This window comes from Cyanobium sp. BA5m-10 (genome assembly GCF_024346255.1).
GTDB lineage: Bacteria > Cyanobacteriota > Cyanobacteriia > PCC-6307 > Cyanobiaceae > Cyanobium_A > Cyanobium_A usitatum.
In genome coordinates, this window is the sequence record NZ_JAGQCP010000037.1 from 1 (window position 1) to 24493 (window position 24493).

General features: G+C 61.7%; 17 protein-coding genes and 1 pseudogene. 11 read left to right on the top strand and 7 right to left on the bottom strand.

Annotated features, from left to right (window positions below):
• Nucleotides 1-120, bottom strand: a pseudogene (locus KBY85_RS11740) (photosystem II q(b) protein); the annotation flags it as partial.
• Between the two features lie 598 nt (nt 121-718).
• On the opposite strand from KBY85_RS11740, the gene KBY85_RS11745 reads away from it, so the two are divergent.
• Nucleotides 719-901, top strand: coding sequence for a hypothetical protein (locus KBY85_RS11745; RefSeq protein ID WP_254932473.1), 183 nt, complete (start codon nt 719-721; stop codon nt 899-901).
• A 178-nt stretch (nt 902-1079) separates the two neighbouring features.
• Nucleotides 1080-1859 carry a response regulator gene (locus tag KBY85_RS11750; protein ID WP_254961701.1) on the top strand — a complete coding sequence of 260 codons (780 nt, stop codon included), beginning with the start codon at nt 1080-1082 and terminating at the stop codon, nt 1857-1859.
• 61 nt (nt 1860-1920) lie between these two features.
• Here KBY85_RS11750 and KBY85_RS11755 read toward each other — a convergent pair whose 3' ends face one another.
• The 4 genes from KBY85_RS11755 to KBY85_RS11770 all read right to left on the bottom strand — a co-directional run bounded on the left by KBY85_RS11755 (nt 1921) and on the right by KBY85_RS11770 (nt 6096).
• Nucleotides 1921-2205 carry a hypothetical protein gene (locus tag KBY85_RS11755; protein WP_254961702.1) on the bottom strand — a complete coding sequence of 95 codons (285 nt, stop codon included), beginning with the start codon at nt 2203-2205 and terminating at the stop codon, nt 1921-1923.
• A gap of 4 nt (nt 2206-2209) precedes the next feature.
• Nucleotides 2210-2827: a DUF2811 domain-containing protein gene (locus KBY85_RS15970; RefSeq protein WP_254961703.1), complete on the bottom strand. Its 618-nt coding sequence runs from the start codon at nt 2825-2827 to the stop codon at nt 2210-2212.
• A 121-nt stretch (nt 2828-2948) separates the two neighbouring features.
• Nucleotides 2949-5132 (bottom strand): PhoX family phosphatase, encoded by a 2184-nt coding sequence (locus KBY85_RS11765; RefSeq protein WP_254961704.1) that lies wholly within the window; start codon nt 5130-5132, stop codon nt 2949-2951.
• A gap of 4 nt (nt 5133-5136) precedes the next feature.
• Nucleotides 5137-6096, bottom strand: a complete 960-nt coding sequence (locus KBY85_RS11770) for an esterase-like activity of phytase family protein (RefSeq protein ID WP_254961705.1) — start codon at nt 6094-6096, stop codon at nt 5137-5139.
• 220 nt (nt 6097-6316) lie between these two features.
• On the opposite strand from KBY85_RS11770, the gene KBY85_RS11775 reads away from it, so the two are divergent.
• The 4 genes from KBY85_RS11775 (at nt 6317) to KBY85_RS11790 (ending at nt 9214) form a co-directional block, all read left to right on the top strand.
• A complete protein-coding gene (locus KBY85_RS11775) occupies nt 6317-7300 on the top strand; it encodes a RimK family alpha-L-glutamate ligase (protein WP_254961706.1) in 984 nt (327 codons plus the stop codon).
• A gap of 149 nt (nt 7301-7449) precedes the next feature.
• Nucleotides 7450-7656 carry a Nif11-like leader peptide family natural product precursor gene (locus KBY85_RS11780; RefSeq protein ID WP_254961707.1) on the top strand — a complete coding sequence of 69 codons (207 nt, stop codon included), beginning with the start codon at nt 7450-7452 and terminating at the stop codon, nt 7654-7656.
• 54 nt (nt 7657-7710) lie between these two features.
• Complete coding sequence (locus KBY85_RS11785; RefSeq protein ID WP_106633175.1) at nt 7711-7920, top strand: hypothetical protein; 210 nt, start codon at nt 7711-7713, stop codon at nt 7918-7920.
• An 865-nt stretch (nt 7921-8785) separates the two neighbouring features.
• Nucleotides 8786-9214 (top strand): EamA family transporter, encoded by a 429-nt coding sequence (locus KBY85_RS11790; protein WP_254961708.1) that lies wholly within the window; start codon nt 8786-8788, stop codon nt 9212-9214.
• Here the strand turns inward: KBY85_RS11790 and KBY85_RS11795 are convergent.
• Nucleotides 9211-9447 carry a DUF2811 domain-containing protein gene (locus KBY85_RS11795; RefSeq protein WP_254961709.1) on the bottom strand — a complete coding sequence of 79 codons (237 nt, stop codon included), beginning with the start codon at nt 9445-9447 and terminating at the stop codon, nt 9211-9213. The genes KBY85_RS11790 and KBY85_RS11795 overlap by 4 nt on opposite strands.
• A gap of 607 nt (nt 9448-10054) precedes the next feature.
• Here KBY85_RS11795 and KBY85_RS11800 point away from each other — a divergent pair.
• From KBY85_RS11800 to KBY85_RS11810, 3 genes are all read left to right on the top strand, one after another.
• Nucleotides 10055-10324, top strand: a complete 270-nt coding sequence (locus tag KBY85_RS11800) for a hypothetical protein (RefSeq protein ID WP_254961710.1) — start codon at nt 10055-10057, stop codon at nt 10322-10324.
• A 152-nt stretch (nt 10325-10476) separates the two neighbouring features.
• Nucleotides 10477-10752, top strand: coding sequence for a hypothetical protein (locus KBY85_RS11805; protein ID WP_254961711.1), 276 nt, complete (start codon nt 10477-10479; stop codon nt 10750-10752).
• Nucleotides 10753-10781: 29 nt separating this feature from the next.
• The gene (locus tag KBY85_RS11810; protein ID WP_254961712.1) at nt 10782-11129 is read left to right on the top strand and encodes a hypothetical protein; all 348 of its coding nucleotides are present in this window, start codon (nt 10782-10784) and stop codon (nt 11127-11129) included.
• 84 nt (nt 11130-11213) lie between these two features.
• Here the strand turns inward: KBY85_RS11810 and KBY85_RS11815 are convergent, their stop codons facing one another.
• Nucleotides 11214-23609: a VCBS domain-containing protein gene (locus KBY85_RS11815; protein WP_261359626.1), complete on the bottom strand. Its 12396-nt coding sequence runs from the start codon at nt 23607-23609 to the stop codon at nt 11214-11216.
• A gap of 154 nt (nt 23610-23763) precedes the next feature.
• On the opposite strand from KBY85_RS11815, the gene KBY85_RS11825 reads away from it, so the two are divergent.
• Both KBY85_RS11825 and KBY85_RS11830 read left to right on the top strand, forming a co-directional pair.
• Nucleotides 23764-23910, top strand: coding sequence for a hypothetical protein (locus KBY85_RS11825; protein WP_254961714.1), 147 nt, complete (start codon nt 23764-23766; stop codon nt 23908-23910).
• Nucleotides 23891-24493, top strand: a 603-nt coding sequence (locus tag KBY85_RS11830) for a hypothetical protein (RefSeq protein WP_254961715.1), incomplete at its 3' end; no start/stop codon positions are given. The genes KBY85_RS11825 and KBY85_RS11830, both read left to right, overlap by 20 nt.

Consider the following 24493-nt stretch of genomic DNA (forward strand, 5'->3'; position numbering starts at 1 on the left):
GCAGGGGATCATCAGCACACCGAACCAGCCCACATAGAGGCGGTTGTTGGTGGAGGTGACCCAGTCGCAAAACTGGTTCCACGCAGAAGCGCCTTGGCGCTGCTGAATAGTGGTTGTCATGAGAACGTTCGGGGAAGGGCTTACCTGACAGATGCCGGAAGGCTTTGCAGGCAAGCGGTAAGTAGATGCGGGGCGGCAAACCGCTCGCTCATCTGAACTTAACACCAATTCACATCTTCCGGCCAACTTGGAGGCTCAATTGGGCAGCACCAGGACTTATGGCACCGACAAGCCCGGCTGATCACCCCCTATCCGGTGGTCGATGCACAAGGTCCGGCACGGAGATCCCGTCTTGGTGGTTTTCGGAGACAGCCGCCACCGGGACCCTGGTGCCGCGGAGGTGCTCATTCACCCAACAGGTGGCAGCGGCTGCCGCAGCACTGCTGTGTTCTCTGGCGCTAGCTCCATCTTCCTGAGCGCTGCTCGGCTATTCCCTTAGCAGCCTTCCCTTGGAAGCCCCGTTTCGTCCTGCGGCGCAACCCGTAGGGGCCAGTGCTTGATCTGGCGCACCTTGGAGTGCGTGGATAGACGTTCTTGGGTAGCCGCACCGCAAGGTAGGGCCAGCAAAGCCGATGACGCCTGAACTCGCAACTGCGTACTTGAGGGACTCCTGCTGCTCCATGAGGAGCTGTCACAGGATCCTGAGTCGCCTTGGTACGTGGGCACACCAGACCAGACGCAGGTGCTGCATGACGAGTTCTGGATCTTGGCTGGAGAGCTCTACCCCCGCTCCAGCGCTGCCTTGGTAGATGCCTGGTACCGAGCTGGTCGCTCGTCTTTATTACCGGTGAACTGCACCGGCGAGCTGTTCAGCAGCCGGCACCTCCAGCTGGGGGGTTGATTAGGTCTGCTCAGGCAGAGGGTGATGCAGCAACTAAAAATTGAGGCTTTGAGCCGTTAGAAGTAAGAGCAAGGAGCGGCGGATAGGGCAGCTGCTTATGTGACGATTCTTGTTCGCAATCCGCGGTCAACGGGGATTCCACCTATTTTTTGCCCCATCTTGCGGCGCTTGGTGTGTCTTGACCCCAGAACGTCGTACCCATACCATCCGAATACTGATCGCCGATGACGAGGCGAACATCAGGCGCATATTGGAAACGAGGCTGCGTCTAGCTGGCTTTGAGGTGGCTGCGGCGGTGAATGGTATGCAGGCGCTTGAACTCTTCCGCAGCTTTGAGCCGGATGCACTTGTTCTTGACGTGATGATGCCAGAGCTTGATGGTTTCGCTGTGACCGAGAGGATCCGTGCTCAATCAGAAGTGCCGATTATTTTGCTCACTTCATTGAGTGATGTGGGCGACCGCCTCACTGGACTCAAGCTTGGTGCCGATGACTACATACTCAAGCCATTTAGCCCAAAAGAGCTTGAGCTACGTATTCGCTGTGTGCTGAGAAGAAGCTCTCCATTGCTTCTCAGCGGCAAGCAAATAAATAATGGCGCTGAGCTAAAGCCTGCAAGCACTCATTGGATGATTGTAGGGAATTTCAGGGTTGATCTAACGCGCCGCAAAGCCTATCGCGGTGATGAGCGCATCCGTCTAACGGGAATGGAATTCAGCCTGCTAGAGCTATTGATTAACCGAGCGGGTGAGCCAGTCAGCCGGCTGGACATCCTCGAGCAGGTTTGGGGGTATAGGCCCACAAAATCTAATGACAGTCGTGTAGTAGACGTTCACATATCACGACTGCGCGCAAAAGTGGAGGAGGACGTAGAGGTTCCCGAGCTTATTCTTACAACGCGAGGCAAAGGCTACATGTTTCGGCGTTGCAGCCAGGAAGAAATGTCTCTCAAAGTATGAGCCCATGCTCGTGATCTCTCCACAAAGCAGTCAGGACTGGCCCCGGCAGCACCCCCTAAAGTCAACGTATAAGGCCAAAATATTTCAAGAGGTCTTGTTGCAAGCGGCGATGCAAAGGTGTGACATTGACCATATTTTTTGGAAGTGAATTTAATTCAATTCCAGACTTTTCTGCCTCCTTGCGAACCTGCTTCAAGACAGGTATCAGAAGCAAGGCCATCACAAGCGACATCAGCAGCAGCGCCGGAAGAACGCTGATGGTCATGGCAACAAAAACGGTCCCGGCCAGCATTTGACTGGCCAGCACCAGCCACTTCGGTTTGCTTTTGCCGGATAGCTGTTTCATGGCCTCATCTTGATAGCGCTTCCGGCTCGCCGGGCCCCTGCTTTGGTCCGCGAAACAATCCATCTAGGTAGTGCTTGACCACTGCGGGCTGCATCAGCCTGTACTGATCCCATTGCGGGTGATCGTCGATGAATACCGCCATAGCCTGAAATACATCCTCTGGGAACTGGTTTTCCACACTCACCCCAGCAGCAAGGGCATAGATCAAAAGCTGAGTGAAGATCACTACCGCCAGGGTCTTAAAGACAAAGCGCTCACGATCAAAGGATGGGCTACCAGTTCTTCCAGCCGTAGTGCTGCCCTGCGTCGTTGCTGTTGGCGGTGTAAGCACCTGCCACCAGATCAGCTTCACCGTTGGGGTCGTTATGAATGGCGACCGGCCGTCCCAGGTTGATATGCAGCGCCAGGGCTGCTCGATCACATTGGTCGCAAAGTGGCCGTAAGCCCCGGGTAGCGCAAGGCCGATAGCTGGGCCTCTGCACTTGTGCTGTCGCCGTATTTGGCTCGGATTAACGTTGTATTCATCGTCGGAGCAGGCCTTGCCCCAGCGGTAGCCGGTGCCAGATGCCTTGTCATCCTGGTGCAGGCGGGGCGCACTGCGTCGCACCGAGAGGTGCGCCACCAGGGTGGGGCCTCGGTAAGGACCGCCGGGTCCGCAGCAACGACGTCGAGCCGCAACTGAATCAATTCACTCAAGTTGCTGGGGCTCAGCCTTCCAGGCATAACTGAACTGGCACCAGCGTTCAGCTCAGCAGGGTTTTGCCGTCGAGACGACGGATCGCCACGACCCCGGGCCTGGGCGGCCTGGCGGGTACCCCAGACGGCCAGTTAGATCCGAGCGGCACCCAGCGCAGCTGCTCGAAGCGTTGACCGTTTCGATCGACCAGGCTGTGGGCTTGGGCTTCCACCTCCTTGCCTTGGCGCACACCCTGGCCCTCGCCTGGGTGCTGCACCGCAAGAAACAGCGTGCGGCCCTCGCTATCGAAGCAGGGCCCGCACAGCTCACACCCCACCGGACCGATCGCAAAGCAGAGGGCCTGTCCCGCCATTGCACCTTCGCGCGGCAGCAGCCAGCAGCTGTTGTTGCCGAACACATCGAGGTCGGCATCCCCAGAGCGATCGGTCACCAGCCAGAGGTTGCCGGATGGGTCGAAGGCGAGGTTGTCGGGATGGCTAAAACCGAGCCCGCCCTCCCAGGGCAGGCCGCCAGCGGCCACCATCCGCCAGCGGAAGCGGGCGCCTCGGCCAGCGCCGCCATCGCTCAGGCGCATCACCCAACCGTGGAGCCAGAGGGATTCGCCTTTGGGGCCGCGGAAGACCGCCGGATCACTGCAGCCGCTGTCATCACGGCCTGCCGCCGTGAAAGCGATCAGCAGGTCGCCGTTGATCGGGTCGATATCGGTGTCTTCTGGCCTGGGGCAGGCGGTGGCACCAGCAGCGTTGGCGGCTAGATGGGCATCAATCAAGATCGCCCCCTGCTGCCGCAGCTGCGCCTGCACGTCATCGCCGCCCAACGGGTAAAGATCGCCAAGTTTTTTGTAGCGGCTGCGGTAGGCCTGCAGTGCGGAATCGCTGCTGAGCGCTTCACTGCCGCTGCGCTGGCGGTCGCTGTGGGGCAAAACGACCGGTTGCTCCCAGCCAAAGCGCTCGTAATGACTGGGGGGTTGCGGCTGCACCTCCGTGGTGGCCTCCAGGGCAATCCAGGTGCCGCTGCCTTGTGCGTTGAAACGGGCCACCTCCAGGCGCCCGGCTGCAAACAGCTGCGAATTGGTGCGATCGACCGGGTCTTGCACGAGCCCCTCACTGACAAAGCGGTAAAAGTGGCCGCCATGGCGATCGCAACCCGAATACACCACCAGCGGCTCCCCGGACCGCGCCACAACGGCAACGGCTTCGTGGCGAAAGCGGCCCAGAAGACTGTGCTTAACCGCGGGTTTGCTTGGCTCGCGGGGATCAAATTCCACCATCCAGCCGTACTTGTTGCCGGCCAGCCCGAAGGGATTGCCGAGCCCGTCGAGGCGTGAACCATCCCAGCGGAACGGGCGCTTCTCGGGGGAAGCCGCCGAGCCATCGGCATAGACGGCCTCGGGTACCTGCGATTGAAAGTTTTCCTCAGCGCTCAGCACGGTGCCCCAGGGGGTGGTGCCGCCAGCGCAATTGGCAAAGGTGCCGATGATCCGATCACCCAGGCCGTCGCGGTAGCCAAGCGGCTGGCTGTGGCGAAACACCGCCGCCGCCGGACCGCTGCAGCGCAGTGCCTGCTCCTGCTGGCTGAGCCCGCTTAGCCCATCGATGCGCCGCTCATAGCGACTGCCGCCGAGGCGGCGCCAGCCTGAGCTCCCCTGCTCAAGCTCGAGCACGCCGATGCCGAGATCAGCCATGGCAGCACGGGCCACGGCCTCGATCAGCGAACGCAGCGGGTCGTTCGCAGCCAGGCTGGCCACATCCACGCTGCCGCCGCGGCTGGCCAGGGACTGCTGCAAAGGCTCCAGCGGCAGAGTGGTGCCCACGGCTTCTGAAAAACCTGCCGACCAGGTCTGCGGGCTTATGTATTCGAAGTTGATACTCAACAAGGCCTTCCCGCTAGGTAGGGCCTGAAATGCCAGGTAGTCGTTGTTGAAGCCAAAGCGACCCGTGGCGAGAAGATCCCCCCAGACAGCGATCAGCTCGGCGCGATAGCCCTCGGGAACCAGCAGTTTGTCGTCGACGTTGAACGTTCGATAGATGCGCCGTTGGTCTGCCGCATTCAGCCCGTCAGCAGGCAAGGGCAGAGGTGCACGCACGGGCACAAAGGGCAGGGCAGCATCCCCTGCCGTGCCACGGCTGCGCACCTCAAGCTGCGGCAGCAGCATGGCAGCGGCGCTGCTGCCAGCACCGATGCCCAGTAATTCGAGCAGCTGGCGGCGTTTGAGCGCGGAGCGATTCATTGCTTTATTGCTGGGGTGGCGCTGAGCAGCCCGGCAGCTGGCGCGGCACCAGCCGGGCAAGGTGTGAGCGTTGCAGGGGATTGAAGTTGTCGTCGGTCGCCAGCAGCAAGCTTGGCTGGCCATCGCCAAGGGGCGGAGCCGCAAGCAGCACTTCCCAGTTATCTGGAGCAAGACCGAGCTGCAGCAGATTCCAGCTGATCAGTGGAGCCACGGGGGGAGCGTCAGCGTTGCTGGTTGTGCTGGTTGTGATGGCGCTGGCTGGATACAGCACCAGTCGCGCCTGCCACTGATCGGGTGCCGTAAAGCGTCGCCACAAACCGAGCAGTCCCTGCTTGCTGGCCAGCAGATCGGTGAGCCCCAAACCTCCAGGTGGCAGGGCCAAGGGGCGCAGCTCTGCAGGGTGCAAGGCGCCGCTGGCATCGGGCGCCCAGCGCAGCAGCCGTACGCGATCAGGTGGATCTTGCAGCAGGGGCTGTTCAGCCGCCATCAGCAAGGCGCCGTCTACAGGTGAACGGCTCAGGGACTCCGGGCCCCCATTGCTGCGCAGTCCACGCTTGGGCTGGAGGCGCCAACCTGGCGGCAGCTCCCGGCTACTCAGAAGCGAACCTGCGGCCATGTCGTAGCGGAGCAACGCAGCAGGTTGCGCAGGTTGCAGCCGCCCCTCAGTGGCTACCCAAAAGTGCTGGGCTTCAACCACCAGCCCTTCGCCGTCCATGGGCTGCGGCTGCTTCAGCTGTAGGGGTGGCAGCGGCACGAGACCCTTCAGTCCGCCGGCTCGGAAGCCACGCCAGCGGCTGATGCTGCCGCGGGGAGCATCGCTCAGCAGCCACAACTCATCAACTTCTGGGCGGTAGGCCCCGGCCGAGAAGCCACCCCCCTGGCTCGGCTCGATCAGCCGCTGCTCGACAACCTCCCAGCCGGCAGAGAGTGGACAGGGCAGGGCAATAGCGGTGGGTGCGTCCATGGCGAGTGCTCAGGTCGACGCGGATATTTCAGTGGGGGTGGGCTTGAACTGGAAGGACATCGTGCCGATCACGTTCACCGCCCGGATTGGATCAAGGATGCTTCAGCTGTAGCAGAGCTACTGCTCTTTTGCCTGTTGCGCCTGCAGCGTATCCCTGTGCTGAAAAGGCTTGTAGCCATGGCCTCGACACGAGAAAAGTGAGTTTGTGGATGGGGCTGGCATGGATCTCTGGGTGCTTCAAAAGCGACCGACCGGAATGGTCGAGCCCTTTGAGCTGACGCGGTTGCGGGAGGAGGCGCGCGTTCTTGACATCCGCTTTGAGACCGTCGCACCAGAAGAAATCGATCTAATCGTTAGCCGCGGTGGCCGGCGATCAATTCGGCGCTGCGGCTCTGAGGTTCAACTCCCCGATGTCTTGCTGCCCCGTACTGGTAGTGCCACGGATTACTTCTCATTGGCGATCCTGCGCCAGCTGGAGCACCTGGGTGTGGCTGTGGTGAATCGCAGCAGCGCCATCGAGGCGGTCAAGGACAAGCTCTATGCGCACCAAATCCTCGCCCAGAGCAATTTGCCAATCCCACGCACCATGTTGGTTCGCTTTCCAGTCGATCCCCATCTGGTCGCCCAACAGATTGGGTTTCCCTGTGTCATCAAGCTGCTGGTTGGCTCTTATGGCGACGGGGTTGTGCTCAGCCGTGACCCAGCCAGCTTCCGTGACCTGATGGAGCTGGTCTCCGGGCTGGATCGCTCCCAAAGCCTGATCCTGCAGCAGTACATCGGTACAAGACCCGGAAAGGACCTGCGGGTCTGGGTAATTGGCGGCCAGGTTATTGGCGCCATGTTGCGCAGCAGCACCGATGGCAGTTTCAAGGCAAACATCAGTAGGGGTGGGGATGGGCAGGCATTTCCGCTTAACCCAGAGCTGGAGCGACTAGCGCGCGATTCAGCCGCCGCCTTGAACCTCGACATAGCTGGTGTCGACCTGCTGTTTGATGGCGATGGTTACAGCATCTGCGAGGTCAATAGCGCCCCAGGCTTTCAGGGCTTTGAGACAGCCACGGGCCTGAACGTGGCTCGCCTGGTGCTTGAGCACTGCAGATCAACAGTGCAGTTATTGCCGCCAGTTCATGGGCAAGGTCTGGCGTTGGCCCCGCGGCACAAACCGCAAGGGCCCGAACTGCAAGCCCTGAAGGCCGCGACCTGATTGCTTGCTACGGGCTTGCTGGGCTCTCAGAAGAGCAGTCCTGAGCTCGCAACGCTGCACCTTTACGCCAATGCGCCGCAATGTGCCTCAGGGAACCTGGCAGCAGGCTCCAGTTGACGCGAGGTTGATCCCATCTCTGGTTTGAGTAGGTGAGCTGGTCTGATTTGGAGCGGATGGTGGCCGATGCAGAAACCAGCCCGGCGCTCCGGCAGGTCCTCCGCCAGTGCCATAGCCGTCAGGAACTGGTGCACACCGCCCGCCAGCTGGGCTATCGGCTCACCAGATCTGACCTACAAAACGCCTGGCTGGAGCACCACAACGCAGCGGAAGCGCAAGGAGCCACTGGCGTGATCTAGCCACGGAGCGAGGCTGGGCGCGGCAGTATGTAACGAAGACGTTACATGGCTCTCATGACAGTCGGGGAAGTCTTTCTGGAGTCCATCTCTAGTGGTGTGATCACGGAGCATGAGATCTCCTGGGTCGCCTCCCAGCAGGGTGGCTTTGCCCGCCACGAGGAAGCCTTGGCGCTTCGGTTGGGGCGCTTGGTCGACGAGGGGCAGATCAACCTTGGTTGCCGCCTGCCAAGCCGGCGCCGCGGCAGAGCGGCCGCTTGCGCCTGACACCGCAGCAGCTCTTATGAATCAAGACGACTCACTGCACTACTGGCGGAACATGCGCATCGCCATGGAGGCTGCAGGTGCAACCTCAAGTGCCATTTACAAACGCGCCCTAGCGATCACCCAGGGTCTTCCAGATCCCCTCGCATCTCAGGATTTAGCCGAGGGATAATTGTTGGTCCCTTTCTGATCCGGAGGTTTCAGGTCAGGTGGTGGCCCTCCCAATCAGCCTGGAAACGCAAACGCAGCTCGACCATTGCTGCAACCTTTCACAACCTATGGCATTCGTCTTAACACGACGAGTTTTTCAGCATCGCGCTGATTAACTTCATATGGAGCAATTGCAGCGTGTTGAGCGCTTCAATGGCCACGCCGCAATGATTGGCTTTGTGATCGGTGTTGTTCCGCCTGCCACACCCGGCTTTTACCTTTCCGCTTCTAATCTATCTTTGCAGTTGCATTGCCGGGTTAGTTAAGTCTACCAATATTATTTCTTTTCAACATTTTGGCCGCCCAACAATCGACTCTTAATCCATTATTGCTTGGCCCGCCCCCATTTTTATTATGTCTCAGTACATCAAGGACGACGTTGAAAGATTAAGCCGCGGTAAATCGACTCAATCAAAAATAGGAAGCCGTCGAGTTCCTCACAGGTTAACGCAAAAGGAACGCATCCTTTTTGAAGCGGCAAAGCGTCAAGGCTTCTTGAAAGTCCCTGTAGCTGGTATTCGCCCAAACGTTCTTAATGTTTATAAGTCGTGGTGCGATGCCGAGGGTAGAGGTTGCATCATTGTAGATAGCATTAAATCATAGAAGGCTTGCCAGCGCGGATAGCCTCAGCTCATAGCTTCCCAATGCAAAACGCTCCGTGCAGAACTGGCAGCTGTGGGCCGTAGCGGCCGCGCTCTCCGCAGCAGTAACCGCTCTATTGATCAAGGTGGGCGTGCAGGGAGTGGATGCGGGGATGGCCACCCTGTTCCGCACCCTGGCCGTGGCGATTGTGCTGGCTCTGGTGCTGCTGGTCAGCGGCCGGCTCGATTGGCAGGAGCTACGCCACCTGCCCGCTCTCAGCCTAGGCGCTCTCGCCCTCTCCGGTCTGGCGACAGGGGTCTCGTGGTTCTGCTACAGCCGAGCCCTGCAGCTGGGGCCCGTGGCTGGGGTGGCGGCACTCGACAAGCTCAGTGTTGTGCTGATTGCCCTGCTGGCGCTGCTGCTGCTTGGTGAGGAGCTCGACCTCAAGGCCTGGCTCGGGGTGGTGCTGATGGCTATCGGCGCTGCTTTGGTTGCCTGGGTCTAGCGGCTCAGGCAGGCCGGATCGCGCTGAAACAAACCGTCGAGGTAATGCCGGCTCACGGCCCGGTCCTTGCAGCCGTGCTGGAACAGGAAGCCCGCAAGCGCTGCCTGCAGCAGGCGGTACTGGTCCCAGTTGGGATGGCTGCTGATGAATTCCCGCATCGCCTGATACAGGTCCTCCGGGAACTCATTGACGACGCTCACGTGGACCAGCAGATGGTCGGGGATTTGGCTCATGCGTTCATCACGGCAGTCCACCCATCAAGTCACGTGCACCGCAGCGGCGTCAAAGCAGCAAAACCAGTCCGACAAGGCCGTGTCTTGCCGTGAGAAGTAAGTCCTGAGCTGCCTTCCTGGCGGCTTGCTGCTCCGCTTGGGCTGGCCAAAACTCCCCGCTGCCGCCGGTCAAGAGGAGAGGGCTTTTCCACAGCGGGGGCTGCACTGCTGGCACCAGCAGCGGGCTCTGGGGCGTTCAGCCTGTGGAAAAGTCGCCGGTTATGGCGGGATACCGCTGAATTCGGGGGAAAACCCCATAGCTCAGCAGCCCTGATCAATCCGCCCATGCCCCTGCAGCAATACCAATCGGGTTAAGCGAAACACCAGCTCCTGTCTGATCTCCTAAGCAGAACGGCCCAGGGCCAGACAGTGGCCGCCAAAGTGCCTGGTACGACTCAAAAATCTATTTGAGAGTTTCTGGCTTAGAAGGCTTGGGGAGTCGTGGCTGTGACAAGCCAAGCCACAGTTATACCAACGGTTTAACTCTCTCAGCGCCTCAAAGCCAGTGACGGCGAGTGACAGGAAGGAGCGTTCACAATGGGCAAGCTCCCCAACCTGGGCTTTTCTCATGGCTGATCACGACGGACGGATACTCAGCGTTCGGGAAATGATCAATGCTCACCTGTTCCCGCTTCTGGCCTTAGTCGCCACAGCGAGCTCAGTCTCGATTGCCCTATCGCTTGGCCCCATTGCTGGCCAGTCCTCCCGCTGGAATCAGTGCTTCGATGCTGGGTTGGCGTGGCTGGAGCGCACAAGTCCCCGCATCAAAGGTGGCGACAGCACGGCCATTGCGGCCAACTTCTGCAATGGCGGCCTGCCCAACAAGCCTGCGCGCTAGAGACACAGACGGTGCTAGAGCGTCAGAACTAGCACCTTGTTGGATGGGCAAGCAGGCTTGGATCCCAAGAGTTGGAGCGGATACCTGATGTACTTCGTCGATTCAGTTGGGGCTCTGGCGTAGATGTTTAAGCACGACGAGTGACAGATGCCATGAGCAGCTACCTGATCAGACGCGACGACGGCATCAGCGACGGCATCGCCGGTCAGGTGTTCGACAGCTACGACGCGGCCTATGCGGTGGTTGAGCGTTACTACGCCGATATCTGCTGCTCAGACGATCGCGAGTACTACCGGATCGAGGTCTTAAGCGAGGAACTCCCTGGCTCCCCACAGCTCGCCCCAATGGTCAAGCCATTCGGCGACCGCCTGGCGTGTCAAGTGCCGAGTTCACCTTCCTTGAGCACGACAGTGACCCGATGGCCTTGAATGAACCAACCCCAACCTGAGCAGGCTTCATGAAAAACACTTTCCTGGCCGCCGTCTTTGGAGGTGCCCTCACCCTTGCGGCGGTGCCCTCCTCCGCCAGTGAGTTGTGCGGGATCGGCTTCATCAGGGGCCCCTTGGGGAACTGTGTCGCACGGGGTGTGGTTGCTGCACCCGTTGTTGCACCTGTTGTTGTTGCCCCAGTTGTCATTGCCCCCGTCGTCGCCCCTCGTGCGGTAGTGGCCCCTGGCGCTGCTGCCGTGCGCGGCCCTAATGGTGGCGCTGTCGTCCGTGGCCCCGAGGGTGCGGCTGCTGTGCGTGGCCCTAACGGCGGGGCAGCTGTTCGCGGACCCGAAGGCCGCACCTACGTTCGCCGCTGAACGAGTTGGCTACAGACCCACTGCGGCCCGGTGAAACTGGTGATCCAGCCGGGCTATCGCTTCGCGGTGGTGCAGGGGTTGGGTTCAGCTCTGCAGCTGGATGTTCGGAGTGACTATCTGATAGTCCCAGCCCCCAACCTGGTTGTTGAAGGTCTGGTTGTTGAACAGGTCGGAGTAGATCGCATTCCAGTTGGAGATACCGCTATCTCCCAGGCCAACGCTGATCACCTTGAGGTTGTCCGGACTGCCACTTTTCAATGCGGTGCTATCGAGGGCTGCATTGAGCTCCCGTTGGTTCTGGCCCCAGATGTCCACCCCATTGGCCGTGGGCACTTTGATCGGCGTGCCATTGCTCAAATAGCGCAGGCCTGAACTGGTGATCGGATCACCGCCCAGATCGGCATCGGTGGGCAGGGCCACATTGACGCCGCTCCAGCCTTGGCCGTATTCGGGCCGGTTGTCCCACCAGGGACGCCGCTCTGGGCGTCCGTCGGTGAGCAGACCCACGTAGGTGAGGGTATCGGTGGTCACGGAGGTGAGTTCGTCTTTCAGTACGTCCTTGAGCGCCGTGAGTGCCCCCAGCATTTCAGTGCCGCTGTAGCGGTTGCCGCGAGTGCCCGGGGCTGAATAGGCATCGAGGTCGCTGGGCGCAGGCAGGCCTCGCGCGATCCAATCGGGGCTGGTGCTGCTGCCGTATTGCTGGTCGGGTGTGGCCGTCGCCATAACATCGCTGGACAGAATGACCCCCTCGGCTGTGCTGCTGCTGGTGATCACCGTTTTGGTATGGGTGACCAGATAGCTGAAGTCGATCGTGTGAATGGTGACCTTCTGGGCGGTTTGGTTGTCGAATGGATTGTCAATGAGTTCCCAGTTGAGGATTTCGGTGGCCAGGATCTGGTTGTTGGTGAGTTGAACATCGCCATTGAAACCGATTTGGTCGCCCTGCTTGAAGATGTAGCCAGCGTTGTTGAAGACAGGCTTGAGGTAGTAATAGAAGGCAATGCGGTTCTGGGCCTCAAGACGGGTGACGCCTGTGGGGTCGAGCCCCTGCATGGAAGTGGAGTTGTCAAGCAGCAGGAATAGGTTGACGGGACTCGCGTCGGTAACGGGAATCGGCGGCTCGGGCCCCACCGACGAGCTGTCGTAGTTGATGTAGACCGTGGCTGGGTTGCTGGTGGCTCCCTGTTCGTCCTGGATGGTGTATTTGATCGGGGTTGGGTTTGTTGTGAAACCCGGATTGGGTGTGAAGGTGATGTCGCCATTGCCAGGGTCCACACTCCAGGTGCCCTGGCCAGGAACAACAAGCGGTTCGCCTGGATTCGCAGTTCCTTCGATCTTGATCGTGTTCGGCACCAGCCTGGAATCGATGTCTGTGTCGTTGGCGATCACGCGGATGGTGCCGCTCTGGCCTGACGTCATCCGGCCGATGTAGTCATCACTGGCCTTGGGGTTGTCGTTGGTTCCCTCAACCGTGATGGCGAGCACGGCGATGTCCGTGAGTCCACCACTGTGGTCCAGCACGGTGTAGTTGAAGAATTCGGTGAGACTGTCGCCTTGGTTCAGTCGTTCCACCGTCAGGTCGCTGTTGTTCACCACGTAGGTGAAACTGCCGTTGGCATTGAGCAGCAGGCTGCCGTACTGCCCCTGAATGGCACTGCCAACGCTGCCGGCCGTGCCCGACCCTTCCACGGCACCGGTGCGGATGGCGGTGACCGTTCCCTTGCTGGGTAGCGGTGTGTCGTTGCTGTCGACGTCCGTGTCGTTGGTCAGCACGTTGCCGCTGGCGTTGGCGCCGCCACTGCTGTTGTTGATCCCTCCGGCTTCCTTGGCGATGCCGATGTCATCGTTGGCCACGGGGGCATCATTGCTCCCCAGGATCGTGATCGTCAGTACGGCCAGGTCCGTGAGTCCGCCGGTGTCGCTCACGGTGTAGTTGAAGCTTTCGCTCAAGCGGTCGCCCGGATTAAGGGCTTCGACCGTTGGGTTGGCATTGTCAATCACATAGCGGTAGCTGCCATCTGATTGGATCGTCAGTGCGCCATAGCGCCCCTGCAAGGCTGAGCCAATCGTGCCGGCGCTTCCTGCGCCCTCCACGCCACCCAGGCGAATCGCGGTGATCGTCCCGTTGATCGCTGGAGTGTCGGAGCGATCGACATCGCTGTCGTTATTCAGAACATCCCCGGTGGCGTCGGCACCACCCGTGCTGTTGCCGACGCCACCGGCTTCCGTTGCCGTGGCACTGTCGTCGCTGGCGACGGGGGCATCGTTTCTGCCGGTGATCGTGATGGTGAGTACGGCCGTGTGGGTGAGGCCACCGGTGTCGCGCACCGTGTAGTTGAACGTCTCGATCAGTTGGTCGCCCGCATCCATGCCATCCACCTCGGGATTGGCGTTGTTGAGCGTGTAGGTGTAGCTCCCGTTGGCACTGATGCTCAGGCTGCCGTAGGTGCCGACAAGCAGGAAGCCACCGTTCCCGTCCGGGCTGCCTGCTGTACCTGAACCCTCCTTGGCTCCTGAGCGGATGGCCGTGACCGTGCCCTTGGTGGACAGTGGCGTGTCGTTGCTATCGACATCCCTGTCGTTGCTGAGCACGTTGCCGCTGGCGTTGGCACCGGGGGTGCCGTTGCGGGTACCGCCTGCCTCCACAGCTGTGCCGGTTTCGTTGCTTGCCGTTGGAGTGTCGTTCGCCCCCTCGATCGTGATCGTGAGTACGGCAGTGTCTACCAGTCCGCCGATGTCGCGCACGGAGTAGTTGAAGCTCTCCTGGAGGGTCTGGCCCGGGCTGAGGGCATCGACGGTTGGGTTGCTGTTGTCGACGACGTAGGTGTAGGTGCCGTTGCTGTTGATGGTGACGGTGCCGTAAGCCCCACGGACCACAAAAGCTCCAGCGCCATCAGGCATCCCCGCCGTGCCGGCTCCTTCGCTGGCACCGGTGCGGATCGCTGTGACGACTCCGTTCAGGGCAGGTGTGTCGTCGCGATCGACATCGCTGTCGTTGCTGAGCACGTTGCCGGTGGCATTGCTGCCGGCGGTGCCATTGGCCACACCGCCCGCTTCAAGGGCGCTGCCGCTATCGTTGCTGGCAACGGGGGCATCGTTGACACCGTTGATGCGGATATTGAGAACTGCGGTGTCAGTCAGGCCACTGGGGTGATCGAGAACCGTGTAGTTGAACGCTTCGATGATGAAGTCGCCGGCATCCAACGCTTCGACGAAGCGGTTGCTGTTGTTCACCACATAGGTGTAGGTGCCATCGGCCGCGATGTTGAGGGTTCCGTAGAAGCCGACAAGTTCAAAGCCACCTCCGGCGATCGCCGTACCGGCGAGACCCACCCCCTCCTTGGCGCCTCTGCGGATGGCCGTGATCGTGGCCAGCGGTGGTGCCACGCTGTTGCCGCCATCGTTATTGTCGACATCGCGATCATTGCTGATCACGTTGCCGCTGGCATTGCTGCCGGCCGTGCCGTTCAAGGTGCCGCCTGCCTCCACGGCCGTGCCGGTGTCGTTGGCTGCGATCGGGGCATCATTGGCCCCGTCGAGCCTGATCGTCAGCCGTGCGATGTCGGTGAGGCCACCGCGGTCACGCACCGTGTAGTTGAACTCGTCGCTGAGAGTTTGGCCCGGGCTGAGAGCATCAACGGTTGGATTGCTGTTGTTGACCACATACGTGTAGCTGCCGTTTGCACGGACGGTGAGGATTCCATAGCTGCCTGTCAGTACGAATCCACCGCTTCCATCGGCAGTACCTTCCGCGCCGGAACCCTCCGTTGCACCGATGCGGATCGCGGTGACCGCTCCGTTGAGCGCAGGAGTGTCGTCGCGATCGACATCGGTGTCGTTGCTGAGCACGTTGCCGGTGGCATTGCTGCCGGCGGTGCCATTGGCCACGCCGCCCGCTTCTAGGGCAGCACCACTGTCGTCGCTGGCGACAGGAGCATCATTGACACCGTTGATGCGGATGTTGAGAACAGCGGTGTCAGTCAGGCCGCTGGGGTGATCGAGAACGGTGTAGTTGAACGACTCGATGATGAAGTCGCCGGCATCCAGTTCATCGACGATTGGGTTGCTGTTATTCAGCACATAGCTGTACCTGCCTTTGGCCGCGATGGTGAGAGTGCCGTAGAAGCCGACAAGCTGGAACAGGTCTCCGGCGATTGCCGTACCCGTGAGCCCCTCACCTTCCTTGGCACCCCGGCGGATGGCCGTGATCGTGGCCAGCGGGGGTGCCGCGCTGTTAGCACCGTCGTTGTTGTCGACATCGCGATCGTTGCTGATCACATTGCCGCTGGCATCGCTACCGGCCGTACCGTTCTGCGTGCCCCCTGCCTCAACGGCTGTACCGCTGTCGTTGGTGGCAACAGGAGTGTCGTTGCTGCCACCGATGTTCACCGAAAGCACGGCAGTGGTCGTGCCCACCCCGTCGCTGACGTCGTAGTTAAAGAACTCGCTCAGCGTGTCGCCAGGATCGAGCGCATCAACAACAAGATTGCTGTTGTTGATCCTGTAGATGGAGTCGCCATTGGGATTGACGGTCAGCGTGCCGTATAGGCCCGTGAGCACCAAGTTTCCGGCTGCATCGACACTCCCTGCCGTGCCTGAGCCAGGGGTGTCGCCCGTACGGATGGCGATCACGGTGGTCCCGGCCGGGAGGCTGGGATTGTCGAGCAGATCACCGCGGCCGGCGAATCCGCCGGAGCTGTTGTTCACGCCGCCAGCTTCGCCGGCGATGAGGGTGTTGTTGGTGAGGTTGCCATCCTGAGCGCCTTCAATCGTGATCGTCAGGATGGCGATGTCCGTGAGGCCACCTGGATGATCGAGAACCGAGTAGTTGAATGACTCCGTTAAGAGATCGCCGGGGTTGAGCGCACCGACTGTGGCGTTGGCGTTGTCCACCACATAGGTGTAGGTGCCGTTGGCGGCGATCGTGAGGGTGCCGAAGCTACCCACCAGCACGAAACCACCACTGCCCTCCGGTGTGCCGGCAGCACCTGCACCCTCTGTTGCACCACGGCGGATGCCGACGATCGTGCCATTGATGGCCGGGGTGTCATTCAAGTCGACGTCGGTGTCGTTGAGCAGCACATTGCCGGTGGCATCGGCTCCGCCCAAGCTGTTGCTGATGCCGCCAGCCTCAATGGCGGTGCCGGCATCATCGCTGGCCAGCGGGGCATCATTGACCCCGTTGATGTTGATGGTCAGAACGGCGGTGTCGGTGAGGCCGTCGGGATGGTCCCGAAGCGTGTAGTTGAACGTCTCCGTCAGAACATCACCGGGGTTGAGCGCGTCGACCGTGAAGTTGGCGTTGTCCACCACATAGGTGTAGGTGCCATTGGCGTTGAGGGTCAGGCTTCCGTAGGCGCCGGCCAGCGCTGCTCCGAGGCTGCCGGCGTTGCCAAGCCCTTCCTTGTCGCCGCTGCGGATCGATAACACCGAGGCCAGCGGCGGGGCGACAAGATTCGCCCCATCCGCCGCATCCACATCGCGATCGTTGCTAATAACGTTGCCACTGGCATTGGTGCCGGCCGTGCCGTTCAACGTGCCACCTGCTTCAAGGGCTGTGCCGGTATCGTTGTTTGCAATCGGGGCGTCGTTAGCCCCAGTGATGGTGATGGTGAGCACCCCGATGTCGCTTAGCCCACCGAGACGATCACGCACGGTGTAGTTGAAGCTCTCGATCAGAGTGGCGCCGGGATCGAGTGCATCAACAGCTGGATTGCTGTTGTCGACGACGTAGATGTAGCTGCCGTTGGCGTTGATCGTGAGCGTGCCATACAGGCCCGCCAGCCCAGACCCGATCGATCCGGCTGTTCCCGCCCCCTCGGTGGCGCCGGTGCGGATGGCGCTCACGGATCCATTCAGGGCCGGCGTGTCACCGGCGTCGACGTCGGTGTCGTTCAGCAGCACATTGCCGGTGGCATTGGAGCCGGCGGTGCCGTTGCGTGTCCCACCGGCTTCCAGAGCAGTGCCGGTGTCATTGATGGCGACGGGTGCATCATTGGCTCCAGTGATGATGATCGTCAGGACGGCCGTATCCGTCAGTCCACCGGGGTGGTCGAGCAGGCTGTAGTTGAATGTGTCGCGAAGAGTATCCCTGGCGTCGAGGGAATCAACCACCAGTTTGCTGTTGTCAACCGTGTAGACGTAGGAGCCATCGGCGTTCAGAGTCAATGAGCCATAGAGACCTTCCAGTGCCGCCCCCACTACACCGCTGGTGCCGCTGTCTTCCTTGTCGCCGGTCCTTACGGACGTGATCGTGCCCTGCGGCGGGCCTGTGAGATTGTTGCCATCGGCCGTATCCACATCACGGTCGTTGCTGATCACATTGCCGACGGCATTGCTGCCTGGGGTGCCATTTCGGGTGCCACCAGCTTCGATGGCACTACCGATGTCATCAGCGGCCACGGGGGAATCATTGGCGCCGCTGATCGTGATCGTCAGAACCCCGATATCCGTGAGCGCACCATCGGAGACGGTGTAGTTGAATGACTCACTCAGGAAGGCGCCCGGATCGAGGGAGTCGACCGCTGGATTGGTGTTGTTGACCACATAGATATAGGTGCCGTTGGCCTGGAAGGTGATCGATCCATACAGGCCCTGCAAGGGCGCACCGATGGTGCCGGCTGTGCCTGATCCCTCGGTCGCTCCGGTGCGGAAGGATTCGACGAAGCCGTTGCGCGCGGGCGTGTCGTTGGAGTCGACGTCGGTGTCGTTGGTGAGAACATTGCCGATGGCATTGGCCCCAGGCGTGCCGTTGGAGGTGCCGCCGGCTTCCAGGGCGGAACCAGCGTCGTTAAGGGCTACTGGAGCGTCGTTCCTTCCCTGAATCGTGATCGTCAGGACGGCGATGTCGTTGAGTCCGTCCCGATGGTCGAGCAGGGTGTAATTGAACGACTCGCTGAGGGTGTCGCCTGGGTTCAAGGCATCCACCATGGGGTTGGTGTTGTCGACGACGTAGGTGTACGTGCCGTTGGCACTCAGGGTGAGCGAGCCGTAGATCCCCTTCAGGGCCGCTCCCACGGTGCCGGCGGTGCCCGCCCCCTCATTGCCTCCGGTGCGCACGGCCACCACCGTGCCCTCAGGCGGTGCCACCAGGTTGTTGCCGTCCCGGTTGTCGATGTCGCGATCGTTGCTGATCACGTTGCCGGTGGCGTTGATTCCGGGGGTGCCGTTGAGGGTTCCACCCGCCTCGATCGCCACGCCGGTGTCGTTGACAGCAACAGGAGCGTCGTTGGCGCCCTGGATCGTGATCGAGATCACCCCGATGTCGCTCAGGGCCCCATCGGAAACGGTGTAGTTGAAGGATTCACTAAGGCTGGCGCCTGGATCCAGGGCATCCACAAGCGCGTTGCGGTTGTCCACCACATAGGTGAAGGTGCCGTCGGCATTGACCGTGAGCTGGCCGTAGGTGCCCAGGAGTTGAGCACCGAGGCTGCCGGCCGTGCCGGACCCCTCGGTGCTTCCGGTGCGGAAGGAGGTCACCTTCCCCTTGGAGGTGAGGGGGTTGTCGGCGGGGTCTGGATCGGTGTCGTTGGTCAGCAGGTTGCCGGTGGCATTGCTGCCGGGGGTGGTGTTGGAGGTGCCGCCGGCTTCGACGGCGTTGCCCGTGTCATTCACCGCCACGGGAGGGCGGTTGGCCACCAGGATCAGGGTCTTGCTGCTGAGGTAGTCGTTGACGCCGCCATCACCATTGCGTTCTCCATTGGCGGCGCCTGAGCCGCCGGGGGTGCTGCTGCCGGTGCTGTTGCCGCCACTGCCAGTGGGCGTGCCAGTGCCCGGCAGGCTGGTGTAGGTGACCTGGGCGGTGTTGGTGAGGGCAGTGCCCGGTGGCAGGCCGGCGGAGAGCACACCTCGGTAGGTCAGGGTGACGCTCTGGTTGATGTCCAGTTCAGGGATCAGAACTGAGATCCGATCGGCCAGTCCATTGCTGCCACTGAAGATCGAGTTATCGGTGGTCGCCGGAGCACCCGTCTGGCTCTGAACAATCGTTGGAGAACCGCTGAGGTCGAAGTTGAGCCCCAGGGCATCGAGGTTGTCGTCGATGAAGAGGTTGAACGCCTTGGCCGTGCCCGTGTTGCGGACAACGACGGTGTAGACGAGGGTGTCGCCGGGGGTGGCGTTGGCATTGCCAAGAACCCCTGTTTTTTGGAGCGCAACAGTCTTATCGGTCTGAAGGTTGGGCTCCAGCACCGACAATGGGGTTTCATCCGATGTGGTCTGCACGGGTTTGCCTGAGATGCCCGCGCTGGCGATGAAGCTGTTGGTGAGGGTGACGCCTGCCTGGTTGCCCGCCACGTTGGCCACGATGGCGTTGAACTCGACGATCACCGACTCGATCTGTGCGTCGACGGCGTTGAGGTTGACTATTTGCCCCAGGGACCAGGTGAGTGCCTGTTCTGTCACCGTCGGTGCAAAGCGAGCGGTGGGGATCACCGTGTTGTTGTTGCCGTCGCTGGGGAGGTAGTAGGGGGTGATCGGCCCCAGACTCCAGGTCAGGTCTGCTGGATTGGTACTGACGAAGGCCAGGGTGGCGGTGTTGTCGCCCAGGAACCTGAACCCGCTGGGCAGGTTGTCGACAAAGGACGCGTTGCCGATCGTGCCCTGGGGAAGACTTGTCTGCAGCCGGAAGCGCACGATTTCACCGATCGCTACCCCATTGCCGCTGGTGTGGGCCTCGGAGGTGAGCCGGGTGCTCTTGATGGGACCCAGGGCCTGACTCACCACCGACCGGCTGGCGTTCTTGCTGTAGTTATTGACCCCGCCGCTGCCGTTCCGCTCACCGTTGGCCGCACCGGACGCCCCTGGGATGGTGCTGCCGGTGCTGTTGCCGCCGCTGCCGTTGGGGGTGCCGCTGCCCGGCAAACCGGTGTAGGTGACGTTGGCGGTGTTGGTGAGGGTGGTGCCGGGTTGAATCCCGGTCAGCACCACGCCCTTGTAGGTGAAGCTGAAGCTCTGGTCACCTTTGAGCCGATCGATCTTGAGTTGGATCTGATCCCCCGTCGCTGCGCTGGAGCCACTGGTGACGGAGTTGTCGACGATTGAGCTGGTGCCGGACGGCAAGGTGCCGGGCAGGGTGACGCTCTGCAGGTCAAAGTTGCTGCCCAGGTTGCCGAGGGCATCATTGAGTACGAGGTCGAAGGCATCGGCGCGGTTCGCCGCGTTGCTCACCTTCACCGTGTAGGTGAGGGTGTCGCCCGCTTGCACATTGCTGGTGGGGCTGACGGCCTTGGTGATCGTGATGTTGGGCTCAGTGATCGTCACCGCCGCGGTGCCGCTGGCAGAGCCGGCCTCGTAGCTCACCGTGGCGGTGTTGGTGTGGGTGATGCCGTTGCTGTTGCCACTGATGTTGGTGACCAGGGCGTTGAACTCGAGCGCGATCGTGTCGTCGATCGTGTTGTCGCGGTCGCTGTTGGTGAGGTTGCCGAAATCCCAGGTGAGGGTGGAGCCGGAGATCGTGGGGGTGGCGGGCGTTAGGGAGCCACTCACCCCGGAGGAGAAGATCGGGGAGGAGGCGCTGCCGTCGCCCAGGAACGAGATTCCCGTGGGCAGGCTGTCCACCAGCTTGAAATTGGCCAGGTTGCCTTCGGGAACCGTGACCTGCACCCGGTAGCGAACGATCTCACCGATGGCGACGTTGCTACCGATGGTGGAGGCCTCCGAGGTGGAGACGATCGACTTGCTGACCGTGGCGTTCCGAAGCGTGATCGTGGCGTTGTCGATCAGCTTTATGGAGCCGGGTAGATAGCCCGTGCCCCCTGAGGGCACGTTGGTGTAGTCCTCCAGCTCGCCCACGTTTGTGAGCTTGCCGTCCACCAGCTGGCCGTAGGCGCCCGGATCGACGGTGGCATCGAAGCTCACCACGGCGATGTTGCGGCCGCTGCTGGCGTTGTAGCCGTCGATGGCACCGCCGCCGACGCCATTCGCGTCAGGGAGTGTTGGGCCGGGGTCGCTCAGCCGGACGCCAGTGTCGGAGAAGATCTCCGCTTGGCTGGCGGCCGTGCCGTCGGGCCGGGTGTAGCCAATCAGGGCACCGCTGCCGTCAACGATGCGCAGACTGCCGGGGGTGAAGCTGAGCCCGGCGGGCAGCTCATCGCGCAGCTGCACGTTGAAGGCGCCGCGGTAACTGGTGCCGATGTTCTCGATCACCACCACGAAGCGGACGGTGTCGCCCGCATCGAGCCCTATGACGTTGGAATCGAGGGCGCCGTTGTTGACGGTGCCAGTGGAGCCGTTGCCGCCGGCCACGCTGATACCGCCGCTGCTCACCGTGCCGGTGAAGGGCACAGTGCCTATGGATGCCGGGAAGGTGGCGCCTCCCGTGTTGAGGGTGGGGCTGTAAGTGACTCCTTGGGCTCCGGTGAGGCTGTCGCGGCTGGTTACAACAATGCCCTTGCGAATCTTGAGGTTGGGGGCCAGCACCTCGCCGGTGACCGCCGACACCTGGGTGGGGCGGCTGACACCGTTGGAGTCAACGGTGCTGGCACTGGCGATGTTGGTGATCGGCAACCGATCGCTGATGGCCGCACCACTGACGGTGACGGTGTAATAGAGGTCAACCGTGGTGGGGGTGTTGCTGGAATCGCTGGTGTTGGCGATCGTCGCCACCAGATCGTTGACCGCTGGTCCGGCCTGCAGCGAGTTCCCCACCAACTGGGGCGCATTGTGCTGGCTGCCATAACTGAAGGAGCCGGCCGGGGGAAGGCTGCCCGGGATGCTGACGGTGGCGCCGTTACTGAAGAACTCGAAGGCGGTGGGATTCGCGCCACCGCGGGCCTCCTTGTCCACGTCGTAAACCGGCGTGGGCAGGTAATCGCTCAGGTTGAAGCCCTGAATGTCCCCCGTGGGGAAGGTCACCTTGATGCGATAGGTGACCGTGTCGCCCGGAGTGAGCACCAGGGGAGCGGAGCCGAGGGCCTGGCCGTTGCGGGCCACCACCGTCTTGGCGGAGCCGATGTCGGCCACGTTCAAGTTCACTGAGCTGGTGTCGCTGACCAGGCGGTTGGTGTCGAGGAAGCCGCTCAGCAGTGGCTCCTGGATGTCTCCCTGCAGGGTGACGTCGTTGCCCAGCTTGTCGCCAGCTTTGATGTTCTGACCGGCGACTTTCGGGGCAGTAAAGGCGTCGTCGACGCTGGCTGTGAACGTGATCGTGCCTTTGGTGGCAACTGCTGTGCTGCTCCTGACCCGTCCGCCTTGGAGAATGCCGTCGTCGCCGACTGATTTCAGCCAGTTGCTGAGATTGAAGCTGAGGCTGTCCTTGCCATCGACGCCGGTGCCTGCAACATCAGGCAGGTAGCTGATATAGGCCTGATCGAATGCGACGTTGCCGCCGCCGGTGCGGGAGATGCCCTGCTCCTGCAGGCTGATCGTGGCGCTGCCCGACGTAAAGGTGAGGCCATCCCCGAGCAGATCCTTGACGATCAGATCGCCGAAAGCGAAGTAATCGGAGATCTGGAAATTGAGGGTGAAGCTGACGCTGCCGCCCGGCACCACCTGGCTGGTGCTGGCCGCCTTCTGGATCGCCAGGGCCCGGGCGGTGATCGTGTCGCTGGCGGCGATGTTGAGGTTGACGCTCCCACTTGGGGCGTTGGCCCAGCTTGTGGTGGCGGTGGCGGTATTGATGTAAGTGATCGCCCCGCCGGTGGTGGGGTCGAGGGTGTTGGGAACGTAGAAATTGATCTGGGCGGCAGCCTCCTCCGGGCTGGTGGTCCCGGTGGTGGAGCCGTAGTTGATAACGATCTGGTTGTTGCCCGTGGCCGTGGGGTTGCCCACCGGCTGCTGGGTGAGGGTGCCAGTCAGCTTCAAGCTGGGGTTGATGGCCAGCAGGTTGAGATCGTTGGGCAGGGTGTCGCTGAACACCAGGTTGTTCAGCTGGACCCCATCGGCGATGTTGGCCGACAACCTCCAGAAGCTGCTGAAGTTGGGACCGGTGACCGTTTCCGACTCCGCAAGGTTGCTGCTCTTGCTGAAGGTGAGCGGCGTGGGCACCACCTGTCCCGCCACGTTCGGGGCGCTGATCGGCGGATCCGTCAGCGGGTTGTTGAGGGGATCAGTGCCGAGGGCGTAGCCGCCGCCTGCCCGCAGGGTCACGGGCCCGAGGGTCGGGGTGGTGCGCTTGACCGTCACCGGCAAATCCACCACCAGTTCGGGGGCCGAAGCCACGTAGCTGCCCACGGGCAGCTGCCAGATCAGCAGCGTGTCGGGGGTGGCGCTGGTGAGGGTGACCCCGGTGATGGGGTTGATGAGGGTGTACGGACCACTGGTGCCGCTGCGGGTGAAGGTGTAGGTCTTCGTGGTGAGGGTGAGCCCGGCCCAGCTGGCGGTCCCGAAGCTGAGATTGTTGCTGGGGGCGGTGACCTGGAGTTCGAGCCAGGGGGAGAAACCCGTGGCGGCCGTCTCATCGAAGGTGAGGCGCAGGCTGCCTGTGTCCCCGTAAAGCAGGCTCAGCGGTGCTGGGCTAAGCCCGATGACGGGGGAAGGGGCCATGAGAGATTGCGCTACGCCAGATAGGCATCAACTTACCAAGTAATGCCCACCCCGCGGCACGATTTGGACAGCGATTCGGTTGGTGGTCTCTGTTTTTTCTTCTTGTTGCCCAGTCCTGGTTCGCCTTTGGAGTTGATCCGCTGACCTGCTCCTCATGGAGCTGGTCATGATCTATTTTGTCTTTGCAATTGCGGCATCAGCAGTTGTAGTTGAAGGCATCAAGCCTGCCGCGCAAAATCCGGCGGAAGCACTCAACCCAACTCAACCCACCCTTTACAGGCATGGCGACTTCATTCCGTAACACCATCTGGCTGGGGGTCGCCGCCGCTCCGCTGCTGGCCCTCTCCCTGCCGCTTGCACCGGCCAGGGCCTCGATTTGCCCCGATGGCACCGAGGCGGAGTTCTGCTTTCCGCCGCCGGTTGTGCCTCCAGTGGGGCCGGTGGTGCCTTTGGCGGTCAACGTCTATCGCACCGACGCCCGCCTGCAGCCCCTGGGCCTCGCCCGCAGCTGGCAGGTGTTCGGTCGGGATCTACTGGAGATCCTTCCCCAGAAGGTGCCCTTCGATCCGGATGTGGATCATGGGATCGATGTAAACCAATACACGGTCGCGGGCCCGGAAACCACATCCGATCCCGCCTTCCGCTTCAGTACCGAACCAGGTGCTTACTACGCAGAGCGCACCGGCTGGCGGCTGCGGGTGTTCGGGGATGGCTTCGGCGGTCCCGTGGTCCGCTCGGGCGGATCGGTGGGCACCTCCTCCTTCGACGGGGCCCAGCTGGGCCTCCGGCTCGATTACGCCTTCAGCCGTGATCTCGTTGCCGGCGTCTTCGGACGCTTTGGTCAGGGCTCGGCCGATGGAGGCTCCCTGTTCATCAACGGCACC